Here is a 20,835-nt window from a genome sequence, read left to right on the forward strand (position 1 = left end):
GCACTCTATCCAGCCGACCGCCGAGTCCGATAAAGGCCCAGCCCGAGTCCGATCGCGGCGACCAGCGCCACCCCGGTCAGCACCGCGCGCAGGATCAGCCCGGTCTTGGCACGCTCGTGCACCTCGGTGACGTCGTTGGCCATGGTCTCGGCGGACTTCAGGATCACCTGGAGAAGGCTCTGGATGTATTCGACGGCGCCGTCGGACCAGGTGCGGACGATCGGCTCACCCTTCGATGCTGCCCTCAGCTCGGTGGCGACGCCTTCGATGCTGCCCTTGGCGGCGACATCGCGGACCGTACGCTGCACCATCATCGCGCCCGAGCCCTTGTCGAAGGTGCCGTCGGAGACCCGGTCGAGCTCCGCCTGCAGCTGGGGCGAGGCGCCGGAGTAGAACGCCGAGGACGCCTTCACCCAGGCGGTCTCCGCGTCGGTGAGCTCCTTGACCGACTTCGTACCGATCTCGTTCTCGGACAGCGCGACGACCATGAGTTCCCGCTCGATGCTGAACGCCTCCGCCGCCTGTGTCAGCTTGCTGAGGTTGCGGACCTGGTCGCCGGTCTGGTTGTCCTCCAGCTCCGGCACCTGCCCCGCGAGCATCAGCAGGTTGCTGGCCAGAGCGGTGTAGACCTCGCGAGCGGCGTCCTGGCTGGCCCGGTCGCCTTCCTGCATCTCGACCCGGTAGAGCTCGAAGTCGTCGAGCACCTCGGTGATGTCGTGGTGGAGCCTCCGCAGCTCGGCGTCACCGTCGACGTCGATCTCGGCCGCCGCCGTCCGCCACTCCTCGACCGCGAGGTCGGTCGTGTGCAGGTAGGTGGAGCGTACGTTGACCGGTGCCTGCGCGACGGGCTGCAGCGCGTCCCGCTCGAAGATCACGTCGACGGCGAGCTCGATGGTCTCGGGGAGCGCCTCACTGAGCGCGGCCGCCCGGCCGGTCTCCGATGCGCTCCGGAAGGAGGCGAAGGTCGCCAGGCCGCCGACAGCGACACCGACCAGGGCCACCGCCAGCAGGATGCTCAACGTCCGGCTCGCGCCGGAGCGCTTCGCCACCCGGGACCCGCCGGTCGGGAACGACCCGCTGGCCCCGATCTTCGCGAACGCCCCCGAGGAGCCGGTCGACCCGGTCCCGGCCGCGGGGAACGAGCCGCTCCCGCCGAAAGCCTCGTAGGCACCGGAGGTGCTGATCGGGCCCGACGCGTGCACCGGACGCTGCCTCGGCACCTGCGCGTCGAAGACAGGCAGCGGGCCCGAGCCGGTGAGCACCCCGACGACGTCGTGAGCGCTCGGCCGCTGCGTGGGGTCCTTGGCCATCATCATCGCGACCAGGTCGTCGATGATCTTCGGCACCTGGACCGCACCGCTGACCCGCGGGATGGGCGCGGTCGCGTGCTGGTAGACCATCGTCGCCGGCGCGCCGCCGGAGTAGGGGGTGTGGCCGGTGAGCATCTCGTAGAAGACGCAGCCCAGGGAGTAGATGTCGCTCGGCGGACCGACCTCGCCACCCGAGCCACGCTCGGGCGAGAGGTAGCCGAGGCTTCCGACCACGTCGTGGGTCGAGGTCAGCCGCTGGTCGCCCAGCCGGGCGAGCTGGGCGATCCCGAAGTCGACGATCCTGATCCTGCGGTCGCTGTCGTAGACGAGGTTGGACGGCTTGATGTCGCGGTGGACGATCCCCTGGGCGTGGACCGCGGCGAGCGTACGCGCCGCCTGGACGATGACCTCACCGGCCTCCCGGGCGATCAGCGGGCCGTGCGAGCGCAGGCGTTCGCCGAGGTCGGGGCCGGTCAGGAGCTCCATCACGAGGAAGGCCATCGGGCCGTTGCCGGTGCGTTCGATCCCGGCGTCGTGGACCTGCACGGTGCCTGGGTGGCTGGCGGCCGCGGTGGAGAGCGACTCGCGCCGGAACCGCTCGATCATCGTCGGGTCGGCCGACGTCCTCACGACCTTGACCGCGACCCAGCGTTGCAGGGTGAGGTCCATGGCCTGCCATACCTCGCCCATGCCGCCTCGCCCGATCAGGCGGTGCAGCTCATAACGGCCGGCAATCATGGGGTGGGGGGAGGTTTGCATGGGGGACGTTCCCGTCGAGGATCCAGTTGTTCGTACGTGTTGGGTTGCTCACACAACGGCCTGGGAGTTTAGGCGAACTCACTAGTAGGCGCCAGAGCCACGCACAACAGCTTTTACTGTACGAACGACGATTCCGAAGTCCCGCAACAGCGTCCAGTTGTCCACATAGTCCAGGTCCAGGCGGACCGTGTCCTCCCAGGAGAGGTCCGAACGCCCCGAGACCTGCCACAGCCCGGTCAGACCGGGTGCAACCGCAAGTCGGCGATGAGAGTCCCGATCGTACATCGCCACCTCGCTCGGCAGCCCCGGCCGGGGCCCGACCAGCGACATCTGGCCAAGCACGATGTTGAACAGCTGCGGCAGCTCGTCGATGGAGTACTTCCGCAGCACCCGTCCCACGCGGGTCACCCGGGGGTCGGCGCGGAGCTTGAAGAGGACGTGGCCCGGCCGGTGGTCGAGCGTGCGCAGCAGCGACTCGGCGTCGACGACCATGGTGCGGAACTTCCAGATCCGGAACTGCTGGCCGTTACGGCCGACGCGCACCTGCCGGAAGAAGACCGGACCCGGGGAGTCGAGCTTGATCACCACGGCCATGACGGCGAAGACGGGGAGGAGCACGGCGACGGCGGCCGCCGCGGCCAGCCACTCCCACACGTACTTGGCCACCCGGGTCAGCCGTGCCCGCAGGGCCTCGTCGACATAGAGCAGGGTCATCGAGCCCAGCCGCATCGAGGACGTACGCTGCGGGGTCACGTCCTGCATCCGGGTGCTGACCAGCAGCGGCAGGCCGAAGGACTCGCTCGTCCAGGCCAGCCGCTGGATCTCCCGGCCGGCCAGGTCGGGCCCGGGGACGACCAGCACGGCGTCGGGCGCGACCGAGGCGATCGCGCCGGAGAGCCCGTCGGCCCGGCAGACCGCGGCTGCCTCCATCAGGCCGCCGCTGAGCCGGTGGGTCCACTCCGGGATCACACCGTGGTCATGAGCCGCCTCCACCACGACGACCCGCAGCGGGGTGCGCGGCCGGGAGCTGAAGATGTAGCCCACGATCCGGAACGCGAGCGCGGTCACCAGCCCGAGGATGGTCTGCACGACCAGCTGCGCCTGCGGCAGCTCGACCACCGCACCCAACAGCCAGGTGAACATGCTCATCGCCATGAACGCCTTGAAGACCCCCGAGACCGTCGCCCGCAGACGCTCGGCGCCGGGCAGGATCTTCGGAGCGGTGATCCTGGTGGCCAGTCCCCAGATCAGACCCCACGCCAGCGCGGGGACGATCTCCTGTCCCACGATCAGCGGCGCGAGGATCATCAGCGCGAGCCCGTCGACCATCGAGGCCTGCAACCGAAGGGAGGGTGCCTTGGCGGACACCCTCCGGCGGTTGATGTCGAGCGGGACTACTGTCTCCACCGACGCCAGCTCTATTGTCATCCATCTCCCCCATAGCTGCTGGGCGCCCGAACGCTTACTTCATGCCAGAACAATGCGGGAAGAAAGCGGTCATTGGGGCCGATGGGGGTCCGGTTAGACCAAATGAGGGAACCGGAACCCACTGGTCCAGACCAGTCGTCTCACTCCAGCGACTGCGGGGACCGCCAGCCGAGGCGATGGGCCAGTCCGACGGCGGCGATCTGGGAGGTGACCTGGAGCTTGGCGAGGATGGACTTCACCTGGGTGCGCACGGTCGCCTCGGAGACCACGCCGATGACGGCGATCTCGTGGACGGTGCGCCCGAGCATCAGGTGGCCGAGGACCTGCGACTCGCGCTTGGTGAGCAGCTCGATCCGGCGGCTCAGCTCGGAGACCTCGTGCTGGCGCTCGAACCAGACCCGGATCAGCCGCTCGCGGTCGCTCACCGCGAGCACGCAGGCGCCCTGGTAGAGCCGCCTGACGGTGCCGAGGATCTCGCCGAGCGGGCGGGACTTGGACAGCACCGTGCGGGCGCCGTTGCGCAGCGCCTGGCCCCAGCGCGCCTCCTCGATCGCACCGGTCACCACGACCACGTCGACGCCGGCCTTGGCCAACGGCTCGATGAGGCGTACGCCGTCGCCGTAGCGACCCAGGTCGAGGTCGAGGAGCACGACCTTCGGCTTGTTGCGGAGCACGACGGAGACCATCGTGGCGGTGGAGACGGGCTCGCTGGGCATCGGGATGCGGCGTACGTCGTATCCCTCCATCGAGACGGCGAGCTCGAGCGACTCGGCGAAGAGGACATGGTCCTCGACGATGACTACTCGATACTGACTACGCGGCGACAACGTCATCGGAGGCGCCTTCCTTGTCTGCTTCGGCGGTGGGGCGCTGGATCACGGCGCTGGGAAGGGTGACCACGAAGGTCGTACGGTCCGTGGCGGCGAGGCGGAGCGAGCCGCCCATCCGCTCGGCGACGGTGTGGGCCTCGTTGAGCCCGATGCCCTGGCCGGCCGAGTCCGGCCCACGGACGCCCCACTCGAAGATCCGTTCGCGCACCTCAGGGGCGACGCCGGGGCCGTCGTCGGAGACCTCGATCACGACCATCTGACCGGACTCGCCCGGCTCGTGCCGGACGGTGACATCGACAGCGCCGGAGCCGTGCTTGGCCGCGTTGTCGAGAAGAATGTTGACGATCTCCGCCGCCGCGTCCGAGCTGCCAGAGGCGAGCGCGTTGCTGGGCTCGTGGACGACCGTGGTGCCGCTGGCCCCATGAGCCAGAGCGAGGTTGTGGATCACGGCGTCGACATCGATCACGCCGACGTCGATCGGCATCGTGTCCGCGCCGCCACGCTGGGCACGCACGAGGCGCTCCAGGCGCCTGAGCTCGCTGCCCATCATGGTCATCATCGCGACGCGACGCTCCGGGTCGAGCGTCTCGGAGTTGCACAGCAGCTCACTGGCCGAGCGGACACCGGCGAGGGTAGAGGTCACCTCGTGCATCCGGGCCCGGTGGAGACGCTGGGTCTCACGCGCGCTGAGCAGGTCGTGGTAGATCTCGTCGGCTGCCTTCGCCTCCGCCGCGCACACGCGCCGGTAGATGCGCACGCCACCGAACAGCAGCGCTGCGGCGGCGACGAGCGAGGTGGTGACGACGATGGCCGTGAGGAGGGCCCAGAGGACTGCTCCGTGGGCGTGGAAAGAGACCCAAGGTCCCTGAAGAACGGCGATCAGAAAGCTCTGAATACCGATGAAGACGGCGGTGGTCGTCGCGTAGGCGGTGGTTAACCAACCCGAGTTGATCCGCTGGAAAATGGACGTAGACATACTGCTCCCCAGGTCGGGTCGGCCAGTGAGGTATGAGTCCCGAATAGGGCCGTGTCCAGGCCCTGCTCCCCCAGCCCGAGCTTGTCGGGCCGTCCCAATTTGAATGTTGTGACCGAAACCTTCACAAGGCAACGTAATCAGCACCGTATCGCCACGCGACCGCATTCCGGGCCAATACCGAGAATTGAGGAGTCATAGAATTTCGAGGTCGTCCACAAACTACATTGCGGGACACGTTGTCCCAGGTCATCCCCAAACTTGGGGCACTGTAGAACAGGTTCCCGATCTCCGCCTGCGGCTCCCCAGAATAGCCATACCCCCAGGGAGATCTGGCGGGGCCCGAGACGACCGAACGGCGCGGCAGACATGGCAGGCTCGACCGTACGACTCAGGGTTGCTGTCTCAGCCGACGAGACGATGACCCTCGATGCCGTGACGGTTGCGCTGGACGAGCGCGGTATCACGGTCACGGCGGCGGCGCCCACCATCGCAGAACCCGACGAGCTGCTCGGCGGAGATCCCTCCGCCTGGCTGGTGGTCACCGACCTGGACGGCTGGACCCATCTCGCCGAGGTGTGCGAACTGATCCGCGGCGTACGCCTGCCCGGGGTCGTGCTGACCCCCGCCCCGCGCGGCGGCCTCTGGGGTGCCCTGCTCGAGGCCGGTGCGGTCGCGGTGCTCTCCGCCGACACCGACTCGGACACGATCGAGGACACGCTGCGCGACGCGGCCGACGGACGGCGCGGGCACACTCCGAGCGAGGTCGAGGGGCTCATCGCGCAGTGGCACGTGCTGCGGGACGGTCGCGAGCGCATGCACCGCCTGGTCCGTTCGCTGACCGTGCGTGAGCACGAGGTGCTCGAGCTGCTCTACGACGGGGCCACCGTCGCCGAGATCGCGGCGCGCTTCGGCGTCGCCCAGACGACGGTGCGGACCCAGGTGAAGTCGATCCTGCGGAAGTTCGAGGTCGGCTCCCAGCTGGCTGCGGTCGCAGCGTACGACCGGTATCTGCGACCGCCTAGGAGTTGAACCGCTGCTGGGTCTTCTCCAGGCCCTCGTTGATCAGTGTCTCGATGGCGTCTGCGGCGGTGTCGACCACGAACGGCAGCACCTTGCGCTCGGTGGTGGAGAAGTTGGAGAGCACGAAGTCGTGCACCTCCTGGCGACCGGGCGGGCGGCCGATGCCGACGCGCACCCGGTGAAAGTCGCCGGTGCCGAGGGAGGACCGCATCGACTTGAGGCCGTTGTGGCCGTTGTCGCCACCGCCCAGCTTGACCCGCATCGTGTCGAAGGCGATGTCGAGCTCGTCGTGGATGGCGATGACATGGTCGGGCTGGACCTTGTAGAAGGTCGCGAGCGCCTTGACCGGCCCGCCGGACTCGTTCATGTATGTCCGGGAACGGGCGAGTACGACGCGTGGGCCGGGCAGCCCCGGAGTCGCCCCCGGGAGCCGCCCTTCCACGACGTCAGCACGGCCGGACTTGTGGGCACGCCACTTGCCGTCCAGCCGGTTGGCCAGCTCGTCTGTGACGAGATAGCCGATGTTGTGACGGTGCCCGGCGTACGTCGGCCCGGGGTTGCCCAGGCCGACGACCAGCCAGACGCCGTCGGTCACCGAATCGGTCACCGGTCGGTCACTCGCCGTTGGTGGCCTCGGCCTCGGCGGACTCGGCGGTCTCGCCCTCGCCGGCCTCGTCGGCAGGCTCCTCGTTGGTCTTGGCCTCGGTGATGTTGACGACCAGGGTCTCCGGGTCGGTGACCAGGGTGGTGCCCTTCGGCAGCTCGACGGCGCCGGCGAGGATCTGGGTGCCGGCCTCGAGGCCCTCGACGCTGATCTCGATGCTCTCGGGCACGTGGGTGGCCTCGGTCTCGACGGTCAGGGTGTTGGCGTCGGTGACGACCATGGTGCCGGAGATCGCGTCGCCCACGACGTGGACGTTGATGTCGACGGTGACCTTCTCGCCGGCGCGGACGGCGACGAAGTCGACGTGCTCGATGACCCGGCGGACGTCGTCGACCTGGACCTGCTTGGTCATGGCGAGCTGGATCTTGCCGTCGATGTCGAGCTCCAGCAGCGCGTTGGCACCGTGGTTCTTGAGCGCCATCATGGTGGCGTGGCCCGGCAGGCTCAGGTGGATCGGGTCGGCGCCGTGGCCGTAGACGACCGCCGGAATCTTGTTCTCACGGCGGATGCGGCGAGCGGCACCCTTGCCGAACTCGGTGCGCTTCTCGGCGACGATCTTCTCGCTGGACATGCGTTGAACTCCTCGATGAGTGGTGCTGACGTCAATGGCGCCCGGCTGGTCCAACGAAGGCCGTGCGACGAAGGCACGGCGTCTCCCGAAGAGACGTCCACCTTGTCGATCACGGAGCGCGATGCGCTCCCTCGCCGAGGCAACTGCCACAGACTATCCCCGGATCACGCTCACAGCGAAATGCGCGCGCGTGCTGACCTGCGAGGACGTACGTTGGAGGTCGTGTCCCTCACACTCGACGAGGCCCGCACACGGGCCGGCGTGCTCAGCTCCGTCTCCTACTCGCTCGATCTCGACCTCACCGGTCCCGAGACCTTCCGGAGCCACACCCGGGTCCGGTTCCGTTCCACGGTCGCCGAGACGTTCCTGGACCTGAAGGGCGCCGTCGCGGTGTCGTTGGTCGTCAACGGGGAGGCGGTCGAGGCCGCGTACGACGGTGTGCGGGTGGGCTTGACCGGCCTCTCGACCGTGCTGACCGACGGGGCGGTCAACGACGGGGCGGTCAACGAGGTGGAGGTGACCGCGACCCTGCCCTACACGACCGACGGCGACGGGATGCACACGTTCACCGACCCCGTCGACGGATCGCGCTATGTGTCGGCCTACCTGGGCATGGACAACGCCTCGAAGGTCTACGCCTGCTTCGACCAGAACGATCTCAAGGCGTCGTTCGCGGTCGCGGTCACCGCAGATCCGGCCGACACCGTCCTCGCCAACGGCGCCGTCGTCTCGCACGACGCCGGCCGCTGGGTCTTCGCGACCACTCCCCCGATCCCGCCGGCGCTGCTGATCGTCGCCGCCGGGCCGTGGCACTCGGTGCGGTGGACGTACGCGCTCGATTCCGGGGAGAGCCTCGACTTCGGCTGGCATGCCCGGCGGTCGCTGGCGGCCGAGCTGGACCGGGACGCGGACGAGCTGCGGCGTACGTCCGAGGCGTGCTTCGCCCACTACGCCGACCTCATCGACGAGCCCTACCCGTTCGACTCCTACGACCAGGTCTTCGTGCCCGGGCTCAACTGGGGCGCACAGGAGATGCCGGGGTGCGTGACCTACCGCGACGAGCTGTTGCCGCGCGGAGCGATCACCGACACCCAGCGGGCGATCCGCGCGGTGATCATCGCCCACGAGATGTCGCACATGTGGTTCGGCGACTCGATGACGATGACCTGGTGGGAGGACACCTGGCTGCAGGAGTCGTTCGCCGACTACATGGGCTACCGGGTCGCGGAGGCGGGCGCCGGCTTCTCGGACCTGCGGGTCGAGGTGGAGGTCGGGAGCAAGCCGTGGGGCTACCGCTCCGACGCGCGCCGCTCGACCCATCCGGTCGCTCCGCTGGCGGTGGACGTACCCGACGTGGACACCGCCGCCACCATCTTCGACGGCATCTCCTACGCCAAGGGCGGGGCCTGCCTGGTGCAGCTCGCCTTCTGGCTCGGTGACGAGGAGTTCATGGCCGGGGTCAACCGCCACCTGACCCGCTTCCGGTTCGCCAACGCGACCCTGGCCGACTTCGTCGAGTCGCTCGCGGCGAGATCCCCGAAGGACGTACGCGGGTGGGTGGACGCCTGGCTGCGGCGACCGGGGTTCGACACGGTGTCGGTGCGGCGCGACGTGGACGTCCCGGTCCTGGAGCGCGAGGGGAGCCGGCCGCATGCGTTCACGGTCGCCGGCTACGACTCCTCGCTCCGGCTCGTGGAACGCAAGCGGGTCGAGCTTGGTGCCGAGCCGGTGCCGCTGCCGGAGTTCGCCGGGCTCGTCGTGGTCCCCAACGCCGGCGGCGAGACCTTCGCCGCGCTCCGCCTCGACCCGGGGTCGTGGGAGGCGCTCTCCGGCGGGCTCTCCCGGCTCGAGGACCCGCTCGTACGTGCTGTGCTCTGGTCCGCCACCGCCCTCCGGGTGCGATCGCGTGACCTGTCGGCCGACGACTACCTCGACCTGGTCGAGACCCACCTGCCCGCCGAGACTCGGGCGGACATCATCGAAGGGGTGCTCGCCGAGACCCGCTCCGTGGTGATCCCGCAGCGGGTGCCGGCCTCACGCGCGGCCGGAGCGGTCGCGCGGGTCGCCGCCGCGTCCGCCGCAGGCCTGGCGGCTTCCGCGGACGACGAGCAGCGGGCCCTGGCCTGGGCCGCCGCCCTGGCCGCGACCAGCGCGGACGCCGACCTGCTGCGCGGCTGGCTGGACGCCGACAAGGTCGGGGGCAGCATCCCGCTGCTGCCGACCGCACGCTGGGCGGCGATCGTACGTCTCGCCTCGCTCGGTGAGGCCGACGCGCGCTTCATCGCGACCGAGCGCGACCGGGACGGCACCGCCGAGGGAGACCTCGGGGCGCTTCGGGCCCTCGCCGCCCGCCCCTCGACCAGCGCGAAGGACGCCGCCTGGGAGGCGATGCTCGCCCCCGGTGTCGACAACCGCCGCTTCGGGGCGCTGGCATCGGGGATGTGGATCGCCGAGCAGGCGCATCTGCTGCGTCCCTACGTCACGGCCTATCTCGCCGAGGCGCCGGCCCTGGCCACCCGTGGTCAGGCCTTCGCCATCGAGGTCGGCCGAGCCTTCCCACGGATCGCTCTCGACGACGGTCAGCTCGACGCGCTTCGCGCGGCCCTGGCCGGCGACGTACCGACGATCCTGCGACGGTCCTGGGAGGACCACTTCGACGACCGCGCGTAGCGACCACTAGCCTCTATCCGCCCTCGACCCCCACCACTGAGGACGGCCATGAAGAAGACGCGCATCTGGCTCGGCGTCGGTATCGCGTTCGTCGTGCTTGTCGGCGCCGTGACCGGCACCGGCTGGTACCTCGCCCACCGGCTCGACCGTCAGGTCCGGACCGTCGATGTCTTCGCCGGGCTCGAGGAGCGTCCCGAGGCGGCCGGCGAAGCCGCGGGCGCCCTGAACATCCTGCTCCTCGGCACCGACGGGCGCACCGGCGGTAAGGCCACCACCGGCAGCGAGGCCACGGCATCGTGGACGCCCGGCGAGCAGCGGGCCGACACGATGATGCTGCTGCACCTGAGCGCCGACCGCCGCTCGGCCTCGGTCGTCTCCATCCCCCGGGACTCCTGGGTACGGATCCCCGGGCACGGCAAGGCCAAGGTCAACGCCGCCTTCTCCCAGGGTGGCCCGAAACTCAGCGTGCAGACGGTCGAGAAGCTCACCGGCGTACGCATCGACCACGTCGCCTGGGTCGACTGGGCAGGCTTCGAGGAGATCGGCGACCTCCTCGGTGGCGTCGAGGTCTACATCCCCGAGACCGTCCACGACTCCGCGCGCCACCGCACCTGGACCAAGGGCACCCACCTGCTCAGCGGCGAGGAGGCCCTCCTCTACGTACGCCAGCGCTACGGCCTCCCCGGCGGCGACCTGGACCGGGTGAAGCGCCAGCAGTACGTGCTGCGCTCCATCCTCCGCGGCTTGAGGCAGAGCGTCGACCCGAAGAACCCCAAGAAGGCCTACGACCTCCTCGACATCATCACCCGCCACCTGACCGTCGACTCCGGCTTCTCCGGCGGTGACCTTCGTAGCCTGGCCCTCGATCTCGCCCGGATGCCCTCGTCGGACCTGACCTTCTTCACCGCCCCCGTAGCGGGGCTGGGCAAGGAAGGCGCGCAGAGCGTCGTCCGTCTCGACAAGCGCGAAGGTCGCCGTTTGTGGGCGGCTATGCGTGAGGACGACATGGATGCGTGGCTGGCTGAGAACCCCGAGCTCGTGACTGGCGGGACGGTGAGCTGAGGTTTCTTCGGGCTGGTGGCCGCCGACCCGTTACGGGAGGGTGTTCTCTGGCTATCGGGTCGGCGGCGGGGTTTGGCGCGGATTCCATGGGTTGGGTACGGGCTTGGGATCTCCGGCCGATGGCTCCTGGTGGGTGAAGGTCTTGCTCGTGCTTTTACAAGACGATGACACCTTGTGAAACGTTCACAAGCAGGGCCATCCGCTGGCGGCACGCACGCAGAGGACTGCTGCAGCGACGCGACGGCGCGCGAGAACACGGATCAGCGATCGTCGCGTGATGGGCTCGAGTCAATACGGGCACGGCAGCGCCGGGCCAGCTCGCTCACGTACGCCGAGTGAACCGGATCCGCCCACTCGGAAGTCGCTCATAGTTGTAGTTGGGGTCGTGGATTCGGCGATGGTCACTGGAGCAGAGCAGGACCATGTTGGCCAGATTCGTGAGGCCGCCTTCGGACCAGGGTTTCAAGTGATGCGCTTCGGTCCAGGCTGCGGGCGCGCCGCAGTCTTCGGCTTGGCAACACGTGTCCCGTAGCCGGAGTGCTCGGTGTTGGATCGGATACGCCAACCGGGCGGTGCGACCGAAGTCCAAAATCTCGGAGTCGGTACCCAACACCACCGGGACGAGGTCGGCGTTGCAGGCCATCCGGCGGGCCTCGGCGGCGGTGATCTGCGCCCCGTCGAACCCCAACGCGGCGGTGCCGAGGTCCTTGCGGAGGTCCTCCACGCTCATCGTGATGAACACCGTCGTGCCGTGGCCACCATGCCGGGGCAGTTGGTCGGCGTCGTAGGTCTCGACCACCCGGGCGAAGGCCTGCCCCAGCAACCGGTCATAGGGCGCCTTGCGGCCCTTGTCCTCGGCCGACAGCTTCCTCGGTTGCGCCAACGAATCCAACAGAGTCCGCAGCCGCAACCCGACAGCACGCGAGACCCGCGCTTGGATGTCGATGGTGCCGTCGCCGTTGTCGCGGGACTGGAAGAAGGTGCGCCGCTGGGCGTGCTCCTCCTCGCGCTGCAGGGCTTGGGCCTCGGCGGCTTCGAACCGCTCGGGGTCGATCTCCGCGAGAATCCGTCGCCCGACGATCTTCAACTCATTCGCCGTCAACCGGGTCGCATAGTCGACCAGCAGCTTCTCGGCCAGGACCAGGTCCTCAGAGCTGGCAGCCGGGTCGGATTCGATCTGGTCGAGGGCCTGGGTGATCACCCGGGCCTTGTCCTGCGACACCACACCCTCGGCGAGCCCGGCAGCTACGAGTTCGTACTTCGCGACGCCGGCGGCGAGCTTGATCTGGGATCGGGCCACGGCCTTGTCGACCAGGAGTTCGGTCCGCATCCACCCGGACGCATCTTTCGCGCCGGTCTCTTCGGCGATGTCGCCGGCAGACGCCAGCACCCTCAGCTTCAACGCGGCTTGTTTGGCCTGGAGCTTCTCCACTCGTTCGAGGAAGTCCTTCTTCTGCCCTGTGCGCCAATAGGCGGGGTCGGTCGAGAGGAGTTCTTGAATGGCGGTCTCGATGGCCCTCAAGGCAGCGTCGATCGCGTCGCCGGGGTTGGTGCCCCAGTGGTCGATCTCGCGGCCGAGACTCATCGCGTCTCTCCTTCAGAGGTGTGCTGTGATGGGTCTGATTCTACTATTTCCAACCCCTATTGGACACCTATTTTCCCTGGTCAACCCCTGTTTTCGCGGTCAGCGAACCGCCCCGCTTCTGTGGATGATAAATGGCCCGAAGCCCCCCTCGACGCCAACCCAACGCGCAAGAACTTCTCCGCACCACACCCGGGCGCCGCCCGATGGTCTATCCCAACGGCGATCGTGCGGTCTATGTGGACCTCACGTTCAGCTGCACGTGGCGCTCGGGCGAGGCGTACGTCGCTGATGCGGTGTATCGGGCTTGTCGAGATGACGAGTCAGCGGATGTCGGCTGGTTCCGCGTGGGCGAGCTCCCGGAGGTCGCACCCCGAGCGCCCAGCTGGTCGTCAGCGAGACGCTCTCAGTCGGCTGTCGAGGGTACTCATGAGCTCTGCGACACGGTTCTTGCCGGCCGGCACGACGGGATAACGCCCGAGAACGTCGAGCAGCACCGGTCCCGCACGCTCGACCGCACGGTCCAGGGAGGCCACGGCAGCCCCAGGCTCGGAGAGCTCCTCGATCCGGGCGACGCTGGCCGCGGCGCGCAGGATGTGCCCGACCTGAGCGGCATCGGCGAGCGGATGGAGGTAGGCGGCCGAGGCAGCATCACCGGCGCTTCGGGCGGCCAACCGAGCCGCCTCAGAAGGGGCCTCCTTGGCCGCCCGATGGGCGTCCAAGGAGGTGACGCGCTGGAGCTTGGTACGCCTTGAACCACCGACGAACTCCCAGGCCGCATCCAGCGCCAGCCTCGGTCGAGGATCGTCGGGGCAGGCCGCCTCGAACAGGGGCAGGACCTCGGCAGCAGCCTCCGCGACGTAGCGGGCGACGACACGGAGCTCGTCGGTCGTCAGCTCGAAGTCGCCCGCCACGACGAAGGAGTATCAGGCGTGACCGTCGAACATCGAGGTCACCGAGCCGTCCTCGAAGACCTCGCGGATCGCGCGGGCGAGCATGGGTGCGATGGAGAGCGTCGTGAGCTTGTCGAACTGCTTCTCCTCCGGCACCGGGAGGGTGTTGGTGATGACGACCTCGGTGGCGGTGGAGTTCTTCAGCCGGTCGACGGCGGGGTCGGAGAGGATCGCGTGGGTGGCGCAGATGATCACGCCGGCTGCGCCGTCTGCCATGAGCGCGTCGGCGGCCTTCACGATCGTGCCACCGGTGTCGATCATGTCGTCGGTGAGGATGCAGATGCGGTCCTTGACCTCACCCACGACGCGGTTGGCGACGGTCTCGTTGGGCCGGTTGATGTCGCGGGTCTTGTGGATGAACGCCAGCGGCGCGCCTCCGAGCCGGGCCGCCCAGCGCTCGGCGACCTTGATCCGGCCGGCGTCGGGAGAGACGACGGCGAGCGGCTGGTTGCCGTACTTGTCCTTGATGTAGTCGGTCAACAGCGGCAGCGCCATCAGGTGGTCGACGGGACCGTCGAAGTAGCCCTGGAGCTGGTCGGCGTGCAGGTCGACGGAGATGATCCGGTCGGCACCCGCGGTCTTGAACATGTCGGCGACCAGACGGGCCGAGATCGGCTCGCGACCGCGGTGCTTCTTGTCCTGGCGGGAGTAGCCCCAGAACGGCATCACGACGGTGATCCGCTTGGCCGAGGCACGCTTCAGCGCGTCGACCATGATCAGGTGCTCCATGAGCCACTGGTTGATAGGCGCCGTGTGCGACTGGATGACGAACGCGTCCGAACCGCGCACCGACTCCTCGTAGCGTACGTAGATCTCGGAGTTGGCGAAGTCGTAGGCCGAGGTCGGCGTCAGCTTCGTTCCCAGAAGGTCGGCGACCTCCTCGGCGAGGACCGGGTGAGCCCGGCCGCTGAAGAGCATCAACTGCTTCTCGGTGGTGCGCTTGGTCATGTGCTGGCTCCTACCCCCGGGGTCACTGCACTTGGATTCTCCATCAACTTCGCTGCCGGACCCAACCCCGGGGGTCACTCGCCTGTCGCCGAGGGTTCACCGACGATGGGTACGCCCGACTCGAGTGCCTCCTCGGCCGCGGCCGCCTGCGGTGTGCCTGCCCTCTTCGTCAGCGCCCACCCCTCGATGATCCGCTGCTGACCTGCGGAGACGGCCAGCGCACCGGGCGGCACGTCCTCCCGGATGAGGGCCTCGCCACCGGTCGTCGCGCCGTCTCCGACGACCACCGGGGCGACAAAGGTCACACCTGACCCCGACTTCACGTGGCGCCCGATCCGCGTCCTGTGCTTGTTGACCCCGTCGTAGTTGGCGAAGATCGTGCCGGCCCCGATGTTGGAGCCCTCGCCGATCGTCGCGTCGCCGACGTAGGACAGATGAGGCACCTTGGCGCCGGGCCCGATGGTCGAGTTCTTGACCTCGACGAAGCCGCCGATCTTGCCCTCTTCCCCGAGCACCGTGCCCGGGCGCAGGTAGGAGAACGGTCCGACGTTGGCACCGGGTCCGACGACGGCGAGCTCGGCCTGCGTACGCACCACCCGGGCGCCGTGGCCGACCTCGGTGTCCTTCAGCGTGCAGTCGGGGCCGACCACCGCGTCCTCGTCGATCCGGGTGGCGCCGATGAGCTGGGTGCCGGGAAGGATGGTGACGTCGGGCGCGAGCTCGACGTCGGCGTCGATCCAGGTCGTGGCCGGGTCCATCACCGTGACCCCGTCCTTCATCCACCGGGTCACGATCCGGTCGTTGAGGATCTTCCCGAGCGCGGCGAGCTGGGCCCGGTCGTTGGCGCCCTCGGCCTCGCTGACGTCGTCGAGGACGAACGCGTCCACCCCCAGCCCGTCCGAGACCGCCAGCGCGATCGCGTCGGTGAGGTAGAACTCCTTCTTCGCGTTGTCGTTGCCGATCCGCGGAAGCACCCCGGCCAGGAAGCCCCCGTCGAAGGCGATGATCCCCGAGTTGATCTCGTTGATCGCCCGCTCCTCGTCGGTCGCGTCCTTCTCCTCGACGATCCCGGTGACCCCGGCACTGGGCCCACCACTGGCGCGCAGGATCCGGCCGTAGCCGGAGGGCTCCGGGACGATCCCGCTCAGGATCGTCGCGGCCCGGCCGGCGGCCTCGTGGTCGGCCACCAGCGCGCGCAGCGACTCACCGCGCAGCAGGGGCGTGTCGCCGTACGTCACCAGGACCGTCCCGCCGGAGACCGCGCCGGCCTCGACCGCCACCCGCACGGCGTGCGCCGTGCCGAGCTGCTCGGTCTGGACCGCGATCACGGCCTCGGGCAGGATCTCGGCGATGTGGGGCTCGACCAGCTCCCGCTGGTGTCCGACGACCGCGACGACGCGGGACGCCCCGGCCTCCGAGACCGCGGCCAGGACATGGCCCACAAGACTGCGGCCCGCGATCTGATGGAGCATCTTGGGAGTCTTGGACTTCATCCGGGTGCCGCCACCGGCGGCCAGCACGATCACGGTGAGCTCGCTCATGTTGGCTCAGTCTAGGGTCCCAATCCGATGGGCCGTGCCGCAGGTCGTGCGATGCGTGCGTGCATCGCAAGGCGGCTCCGCGACGGCATACCGGGTGTCTTCCGAGCGGGGCCAACGCGGCGAGGTGCGTGCGCAGCGTGCGACCTGGGGTGCGGACCCGAGGTGCGGGACCCTAGCCGCCAGGCCCGGCCGCCGATCCGGGGTCAGCGGACCCGTTCCTCGGCCGCGTTGAGGACCCCGATGATCTGGTCGTAGTCGCCGCGGACCTCGGCGAAGCGCAGCAGCTTGACCTGCTCCACGAGCACCTCGTGGGCTTCCGGATCGGCCTCGAGCAGCGTCATCACCTCGTCGACGTACGCCTCGAGCGGCATGGCGTGCTCGGAGCTCTCGTGGCCCGGCATCAGGGCCGTCCGGACCGCCGGCGGGACGAGCTCGGTGACCTGGATCCCGATCGGCTCCAGCTGCATCCGGATCGACTCGGAGAGCTGGTGGATCGCCGCCTTGGTCGCGTTGTAGGTGGGCGTGAACCGCAGCGGCGTGTGGGCCAGCCCCGAGGAGACGGTGAGGATCGTGGCACCGGGACGCTCGCGCAGCTGCGGCAGCAGCGCGTCGATGAGCCGGATCGGACCGAGCAGGTTGGTCACCACGGTCTCCTCGGCATCGGCGAGGAAGCCTCGCGTGGTCCAGTCCTCAGGGCGCATGATCCCGGCCATCGCGACGAGCACGTTCAGCTCCGGGAAGCGGCTGACCACGTCGGCGGCCGCCTCCGCGATCGAGGCGGCGTCGGCGGTGTCGATGCGGACGGTCTCGAAGCCGTGCACCTGGGCCAGCTCGGAGAGCAGCGACGTACGCCGACCGCCGATGATGACGGTGTTGCCGCGCTCCTTCAGGCGCAGGGCGAGAGCGAGGCCGATACCGGAGGTCGCTCCGGGGATGAAGATGGTGTTTCCGGTGATGTTCATGCCTCCACCTTGCGGCGGCGGCTCCGTCTGCGGGAGAGACCTGGCGATCGTGGGATCGGCGGTCCCTGGTTAGGCACAAGCCGACGCCGCATGATGGTGCCCATGGACCGCGCCTCCCTCGCCGACTTCCTCCGACGCCGCCGTGAGGCCCTCCGCCCGCAGGACGTCGGCCTGATCACCGGACCGCGGCGGCGTACGCCCGGCCTGCGCCGCGAGGAGGTCGCCGCGCTGACCGGGATGTCGACCGACTACTACGTACGCCTCGAGCAGCAGCGCGGCCCGCAGCCCTCCGAGCAGATGCTCTCCGCGCTCGCCCGGGCGCTGCGCCTGACCGTCGACGAGCGCGACCATCTCTACCGGCTGGCCGGTCACAACGCCCCGCGGCGTACGTTCGAGGACGGCCACGTCGCCCCGGCGCTGCTGCGCGTGCTGGACCGACTCGAGGACACTCCGGCGATGATCATGTCCGCGCTCGGCGAGACGCTGGTCTCCAACCGGCTGGCGACCACGATCTTCGGGGACCGGCCGGCGCTGACCGGATGGGACCGCTTCGAGGCCTACCGCTGGTTCACCGATCCCTCGACGCGGAGCGTCTACCCGCCGGACTACCACGTCACCCACGGCCGTGGCCTGGTGGCGAGCCTGCGGATGGCCTACGGAGCGCTCGGCGAGCGCGGGCGCGCCGGCGAGCTCGTACGCCTTCTGCTCGCCAGGTCCGAGGAGTTCCGCGAGCTGTGGGAGCGGCACGAGGTGACACATCGATACGAGGACCACAAGACGCTGCTGCATCCGCAGGTCGGCCGTATCGACGTCGACTGCCAGGTGCTGTCCACCCAGGACCAGGGCCAGGCCCTGCTGGTGTTGACGCCGGTGCCCGGCAGCGAGGCGGAGGAGAAGATCCGGCTGCTCGCGGTGCTCGGCCACGAGGAGTTCAGCGCGCCCTAGGACGCTGGGCCCTTGCCCAGGTCGAGGACGAGAACGGCCATGTCGTCGGAGGGCGGCGCGGCGGAGAAGTCGGTGACCGCTCGCAGCAGCCGGTCGGCGACGACCTGCGCTCCCACGTCGATGCCCGTGGCGAGCACGGCCTCGACCCCCGCCTCCTCGAACATCTTGTCCCCGGCACGCCGCTCGAGGACACCGTCGGTGACGACGACGAGCCGGTCGCCCCGCTCCACCGTCACCTCCTCCTCGATGTAGTCGACCGCGTCGAGCACCCCGAGGAGCGCCTGCGACCGGCCGACCCGTCGGGCGGAGACGCCGGGCCGGGCACGGGTGACCAGGAACGGCGGCGGATGGCCGGCACAGACGAGCCGCACCCGGAACCGGGACGCGGAGGTGATCTCGAGCGTGCCGCACACCAGCGTGATGAACCGGCCCCGCAGCCCCTCGTCGCTGATGGCGGAGTTGAGTCGCTCCAGGGTCGGCGCGATCGGGATGCCGGCCCGCATCAGCGCCCGCACCGTATGTCGCGACATACCGGCGACCGCGGCCGCCTCCGGCCCGACGCCGCACACGTCGCCCACCATGAAGCCCCAGCGCCCGGCGCCGAGCGCGAAGATGTCGTAGAAGTCGCCGCCGGCGTCGTTGAACTCCCCCGTCGGCTCGTAGCCCACTCCGATGTCGACGCCCGGGATCTCCGGCAGCACCGCCGGCAGCAGGCTGCGCTGCAGGGACCGGCCGATCTCCTGGAGCTCGGTGTGTGCGCGGGCGTTGTCGATGGCCAGGGCCGCCCGGCGGGCCACCGCCTCCGCCACCATCAGGCGCTCGCGACGCAGCGGCTCACCGGCCGGCCGCCCGAGGGTGAGCCAGCCGATGATCCGGTTGCGTGCCTCCAGCGGGAGGATCGCGACCTCACCGTCGACATCAGGCTGGGCTGGAGGCTCGGGGCCTTCCGGCTCCGCCTCCTCCAACGCGTCCTGCACCACGTCGAGCTGGTGCTCGTCGGCGTGCCAGGCGAACTGGAGCCGAGGATGGTCGCGGGCGTCGTTGAGGTAGATGCCGCACCACGTCGCCAGCCGCGGCACCACGATCTGCCCGGTCATCGCGGTCGTCGTCTCCAGGTCCAGCGACGACGCCAGCATCACGCTTGCCTCGCTCTGGAACGTCAGCCATGCGCGGCGCTCGCTGTCGGCAGCCCGCGTGGACGCCCGGTCGACGCTCGGCGCGGCCCAGTCCGCGACGCGCTGCAGCTCGGCGCCGTCCTCGGTCGTGAAGCCGCCAGGCTGGTTCTTCGCAACCGCCAAGGTGCCGATCACCCGGCCCTCGAAGGCCACCGGCGCAGTCACCAGCGACCGCAGCTCGAGCCCTCGGAGCAGCTCGACCGGCGTCGCCCGCAGGTCGCCGATCGCCAGCGGCCGGAACGACGCCTTGAGGCTCGGCGCACCGCCCTCGCCACGGCGCACGCTCCTCCCCTTGATCGGCATTGCCGCCCCGCTTGTCGCGGCCACCACGAACCGGTCCTCCATCTCGTCCTCGGTCAGCAGGTACGCAGCGTCAGCATCGAAACGCTCCCTGGTCTGCTCCACCACGAGGTCGAGCATGTCCGCGAGCGCGAGCTGGTTGAGGGCGAGCCCGCTCAGTCCCAGCGGGTCCTGCCCGGTCGTGGCCACGCTCTCCCGGCGGCGTACGTCCTTGCCCTCCGGCACTCCCCCGTTGGGTGAATCCACGTCGAGGGTCGCCTCAACGAGCGCGAACGCGGCCCACACCCGCTTGTGGTCCCGTCGGTACTCCACCCCCCACGCCGTCGCCAGCGCCGAGGTGATGAGCAGCCCGCGGCCGTGCTCGCCGGCCCCGGGATGGGCGTTGGCGCCGACCGGGAGCACCCGGGTCGGGTGCTGGTCGACGACATCGATGCGGAGTCGGTCCTCTTCGCGTACGACCGCAACCGTCATCGGTGTGCCCGCATGAGTGACGGCGTTGGTGACCAGTTCGCTGGTCAGCAGGACGGCGTCGTCGAGGAGGTCCTCGAGGCCCCATTCGGCCAGCACCGTCCGCGCGAAACGGCGCGCTTCGGAGACCGACGTAGGTGCCGGTTCGAAAGTGCGCGAGAGCGTCTTGACTCCAGTGCTCATGGCCAACGCCGATTCTGCACCCGTTTGGGCACGGAAAGGGACTGATCCAGGCAAGGTACCCGCAGGTAGGCCAAGTAATGACCAGAATCGGTGGGGAACAACCCTTTTGTCAGCCGTGACCAGCCGAGGAGTGCGACACTTCAGCAGACGCGCAATTCAGCGCGAGAGGAGGCGAGATGCCCTCATCGGACGCACCGACTGGCACCAGGATCCCCGAGCAGGTGTCGGTCGATCCGATCGCATTGCGCCACCTCAGGGACGCGATGACCGCGATGCGAGACGGCATCTTCACCGGACGTCTCGAGCCGGTCGACGGGCCGCTCGGTGACCTCGCCTCCATCCACAACGAGATCGCCGAACGGCTGAGCCACCTGACCGGCGAGATCGCGCGCGTGCGCCGCGAGGCCGGCCGCGACGGCCACCACGACGAGCGGCTCCGGCCGAGCATCGGCGGCGGTGCCTGGGCCGGCGCGGTCGAGGACGCCAAC

General features: G+C 69.4%; 16 protein-coding genes. 4 read left to right on the forward strand and 12 right to left on the reverse strand.

The features are described from left to right. Positions 1 to 5 precede the first annotated feature (5 nt). The 4 genes from ACFX43_RS08040 to ACFX43_RS08055 form a co-directional block, all read right to left on the reverse strand. Positions 6 to 2,069 carry a protein kinase gene (locus tag ACFX43_RS08040; protein WP_378819201.1) on the reverse strand — a complete coding sequence of 688 codons (2,064 nt, stop codon included), beginning with the start codon at positions 2,067 to 2,069 and terminating at the stop codon, positions 6 to 8. An 81-nt stretch (positions 2,070 to 2,150) separates the two neighbouring features. Then, complete coding sequence (locus ACFX43_RS08045; RefSeq protein WP_378819206.1) at positions 2,151 to 3,497, reverse strand: exopolysaccharide biosynthesis polyprenyl glycosylphosphotransferase; 1,347 nt, start codon at positions 3,495 to 3,497, stop codon at positions 2,151 to 2,153. A gap of 140 nt (positions 3,498 to 3,637) precedes the next feature. Beyond that, positions 3,638 to 4,330, reverse strand: coding sequence for a response regulator transcription factor (locus ACFX43_RS08050; protein ID WP_091052720.1), 693 nt, complete (start codon positions 4,328 to 4,330; stop codon positions 3,638 to 3,640). Then, positions 4,311 to 5,303 (reverse strand): sensor histidine kinase, encoded by a 993-nt coding sequence (locus ACFX43_RS08055; protein ID WP_378819210.1) that lies wholly within the window; start codon positions 5,301 to 5,303, stop codon positions 4,311 to 4,313. The genes ACFX43_RS08050 and ACFX43_RS08055 overlap by 20 nt, the downstream gene beginning before the upstream one ends. 366 nt (positions 5,304 to 5,669) lie before the next feature. Here ACFX43_RS08055 and ACFX43_RS08060 point away from each other — a divergent pair, with 366 nt between their 5' ends. Further along, positions 5,670 to 6,332, forward strand: a complete 663-nt coding sequence (locus ACFX43_RS08060) for a LuxR C-terminal-related transcriptional regulator (protein WP_378819213.1) — start codon at positions 5,670 to 5,672, stop codon at positions 6,330 to 6,332. Here ACFX43_RS08060 and pth read toward each other — a convergent pair. Together pth and ACFX43_RS08070 are read right to left on the reverse strand one after the other, a co-directional pair. Then, complete coding sequence (pth, locus tag ACFX43_RS08065; RefSeq protein ID WP_378819216.1) at positions 6,322 to 6,930, reverse strand: aminoacyl-tRNA hydrolase; 609 nt, start codon at positions 6,928 to 6,930, stop codon at positions 6,322 to 6,324. The genes ACFX43_RS08060 and pth overlap by 11 nt on opposite strands. Positions 6,931 to 6,937: 7 nt before the next feature. Next, positions 6,938 to 7,558 carry a 50S ribosomal protein L25/general stress protein Ctc gene (locus tag ACFX43_RS08070; protein WP_378819218.1) on the reverse strand — a complete coding sequence of 207 codons (621 nt, stop codon included), beginning with the start codon at positions 7,556 to 7,558 and terminating at the stop codon, positions 6,938 to 6,940. A 222-nt stretch (positions 7,559 to 7,780) separates the two neighbouring features. On the opposite strand from ACFX43_RS08070, the gene pepN reads away from it, so the two are divergent. Both pepN and ACFX43_RS08080 read left to right on the forward strand, forming a co-directional pair. Further along, positions 7,781 to 10,228 carry an aminopeptidase N gene (gene pepN, locus ACFX43_RS08075; RefSeq protein WP_378819220.1) on the forward strand — a complete coding sequence of 816 codons (2,448 nt, stop codon included), beginning with the start codon at positions 7,781 to 7,783 and terminating at the stop codon, positions 10,226 to 10,228. A gap of 48 nt (positions 10,229 to 10,276) precedes the next feature. Continuing rightward, entirely contained in the window at positions 10,277 to 11,290 is a 1,014-nt protein-coding gene (locus ACFX43_RS08080; protein WP_378819223.1) for an LCP family protein, read from the forward strand. A 322-nt stretch (positions 11,291 to 11,612) separates the two neighbouring features. Here ACFX43_RS08080 and ACFX43_RS08085 read toward each other — a convergent pair whose 3' ends face one another. The 5 genes from ACFX43_RS08085 to ACFX43_RS08105 form a co-directional block, all read right to left on the reverse strand. Next, positions 11,613 to 12,875, reverse strand: coding sequence for a DUF222 domain-containing protein (locus tag ACFX43_RS08085; protein WP_378819224.1), 1,263 nt, complete (start codon positions 12,873 to 12,875; stop codon positions 11,613 to 11,615). Between the two features lie 389 nt (positions 12,876 to 13,264). Continuing rightward, the gene (locus tag ACFX43_RS08090) at positions 13,265 to 13,786 is read right to left on the reverse strand and encodes a putative immunity protein (protein ID WP_378819226.1); all 522 of its coding nucleotides are present in this window, start codon (positions 13,784 to 13,786) and stop codon (positions 13,265 to 13,267) included. 12 nt (positions 13,787 to 13,798) lie between these two features. Beyond that, positions 13,799 to 14,773: a ribose-phosphate diphosphokinase gene (locus ACFX43_RS08095; RefSeq protein ID WP_378819229.1), complete on the reverse strand. Its 975-nt coding sequence runs from the start codon at positions 14,771 to 14,773 to the stop codon at positions 13,799 to 13,801. A gap of 74 nt (positions 14,774 to 14,847) precedes the next feature. Beyond that, positions 14,848 to 16,314 (reverse strand): bifunctional UDP-N-acetylglucosamine diphosphorylase/glucosamine-1-phosphate N-acetyltransferase GlmU, encoded by a 1,467-nt coding sequence (gene glmU / locus ACFX43_RS08100; protein ID WP_378819231.1) that lies wholly within the window; start codon positions 16,312 to 16,314, stop codon positions 14,848 to 14,850. 203 nt (positions 16,315 to 16,517) lie between these two features. Further along, positions 16,518 to 17,276 carry an SDR family oxidoreductase gene (locus ACFX43_RS08105; protein ID WP_378819234.1) on the reverse strand — a complete coding sequence of 253 codons (759 nt, stop codon included), beginning with the start codon at positions 17,274 to 17,276 and terminating at the stop codon, positions 16,518 to 16,520. Positions 17,277 to 17,378: 102 nt separating this feature from the next. Between ACFX43_RS08105 and ACFX43_RS08110 the strand changes: the two genes are divergently transcribed. Continuing rightward, positions 17,379 to 18,221 carry a helix-turn-helix transcriptional regulator gene (locus tag ACFX43_RS08110; protein ID WP_378819237.1) on the forward strand — a complete coding sequence of 281 codons (843 nt, stop codon included), beginning with the start codon at positions 17,379 to 17,381 and terminating at the stop codon, positions 18,219 to 18,221. Here the strand turns inward: ACFX43_RS08110 and ACFX43_RS08115 are convergent. Next, entirely contained in the window at positions 18,218 to 20,347 is a 2,130-nt protein-coding gene (locus ACFX43_RS08115) for a SpoIIE family protein phosphatase (RefSeq protein WP_378819240.1), read from the reverse strand. The two genes, ACFX43_RS08110 and ACFX43_RS08115, sit on opposite strands and share 4 nt — an antisense overlap. Positions 20,348 to 20,835: the final 488 nt, after the last annotated feature.

It is taken from the genome of Nocardioides sp. YIM B13467, from assembly GCF_042788075.1.
Lineage (GTDB): Bacteria > Actinomycetota > Actinomycetes > Propionibacteriales > Nocardioidaceae > Nocardioides.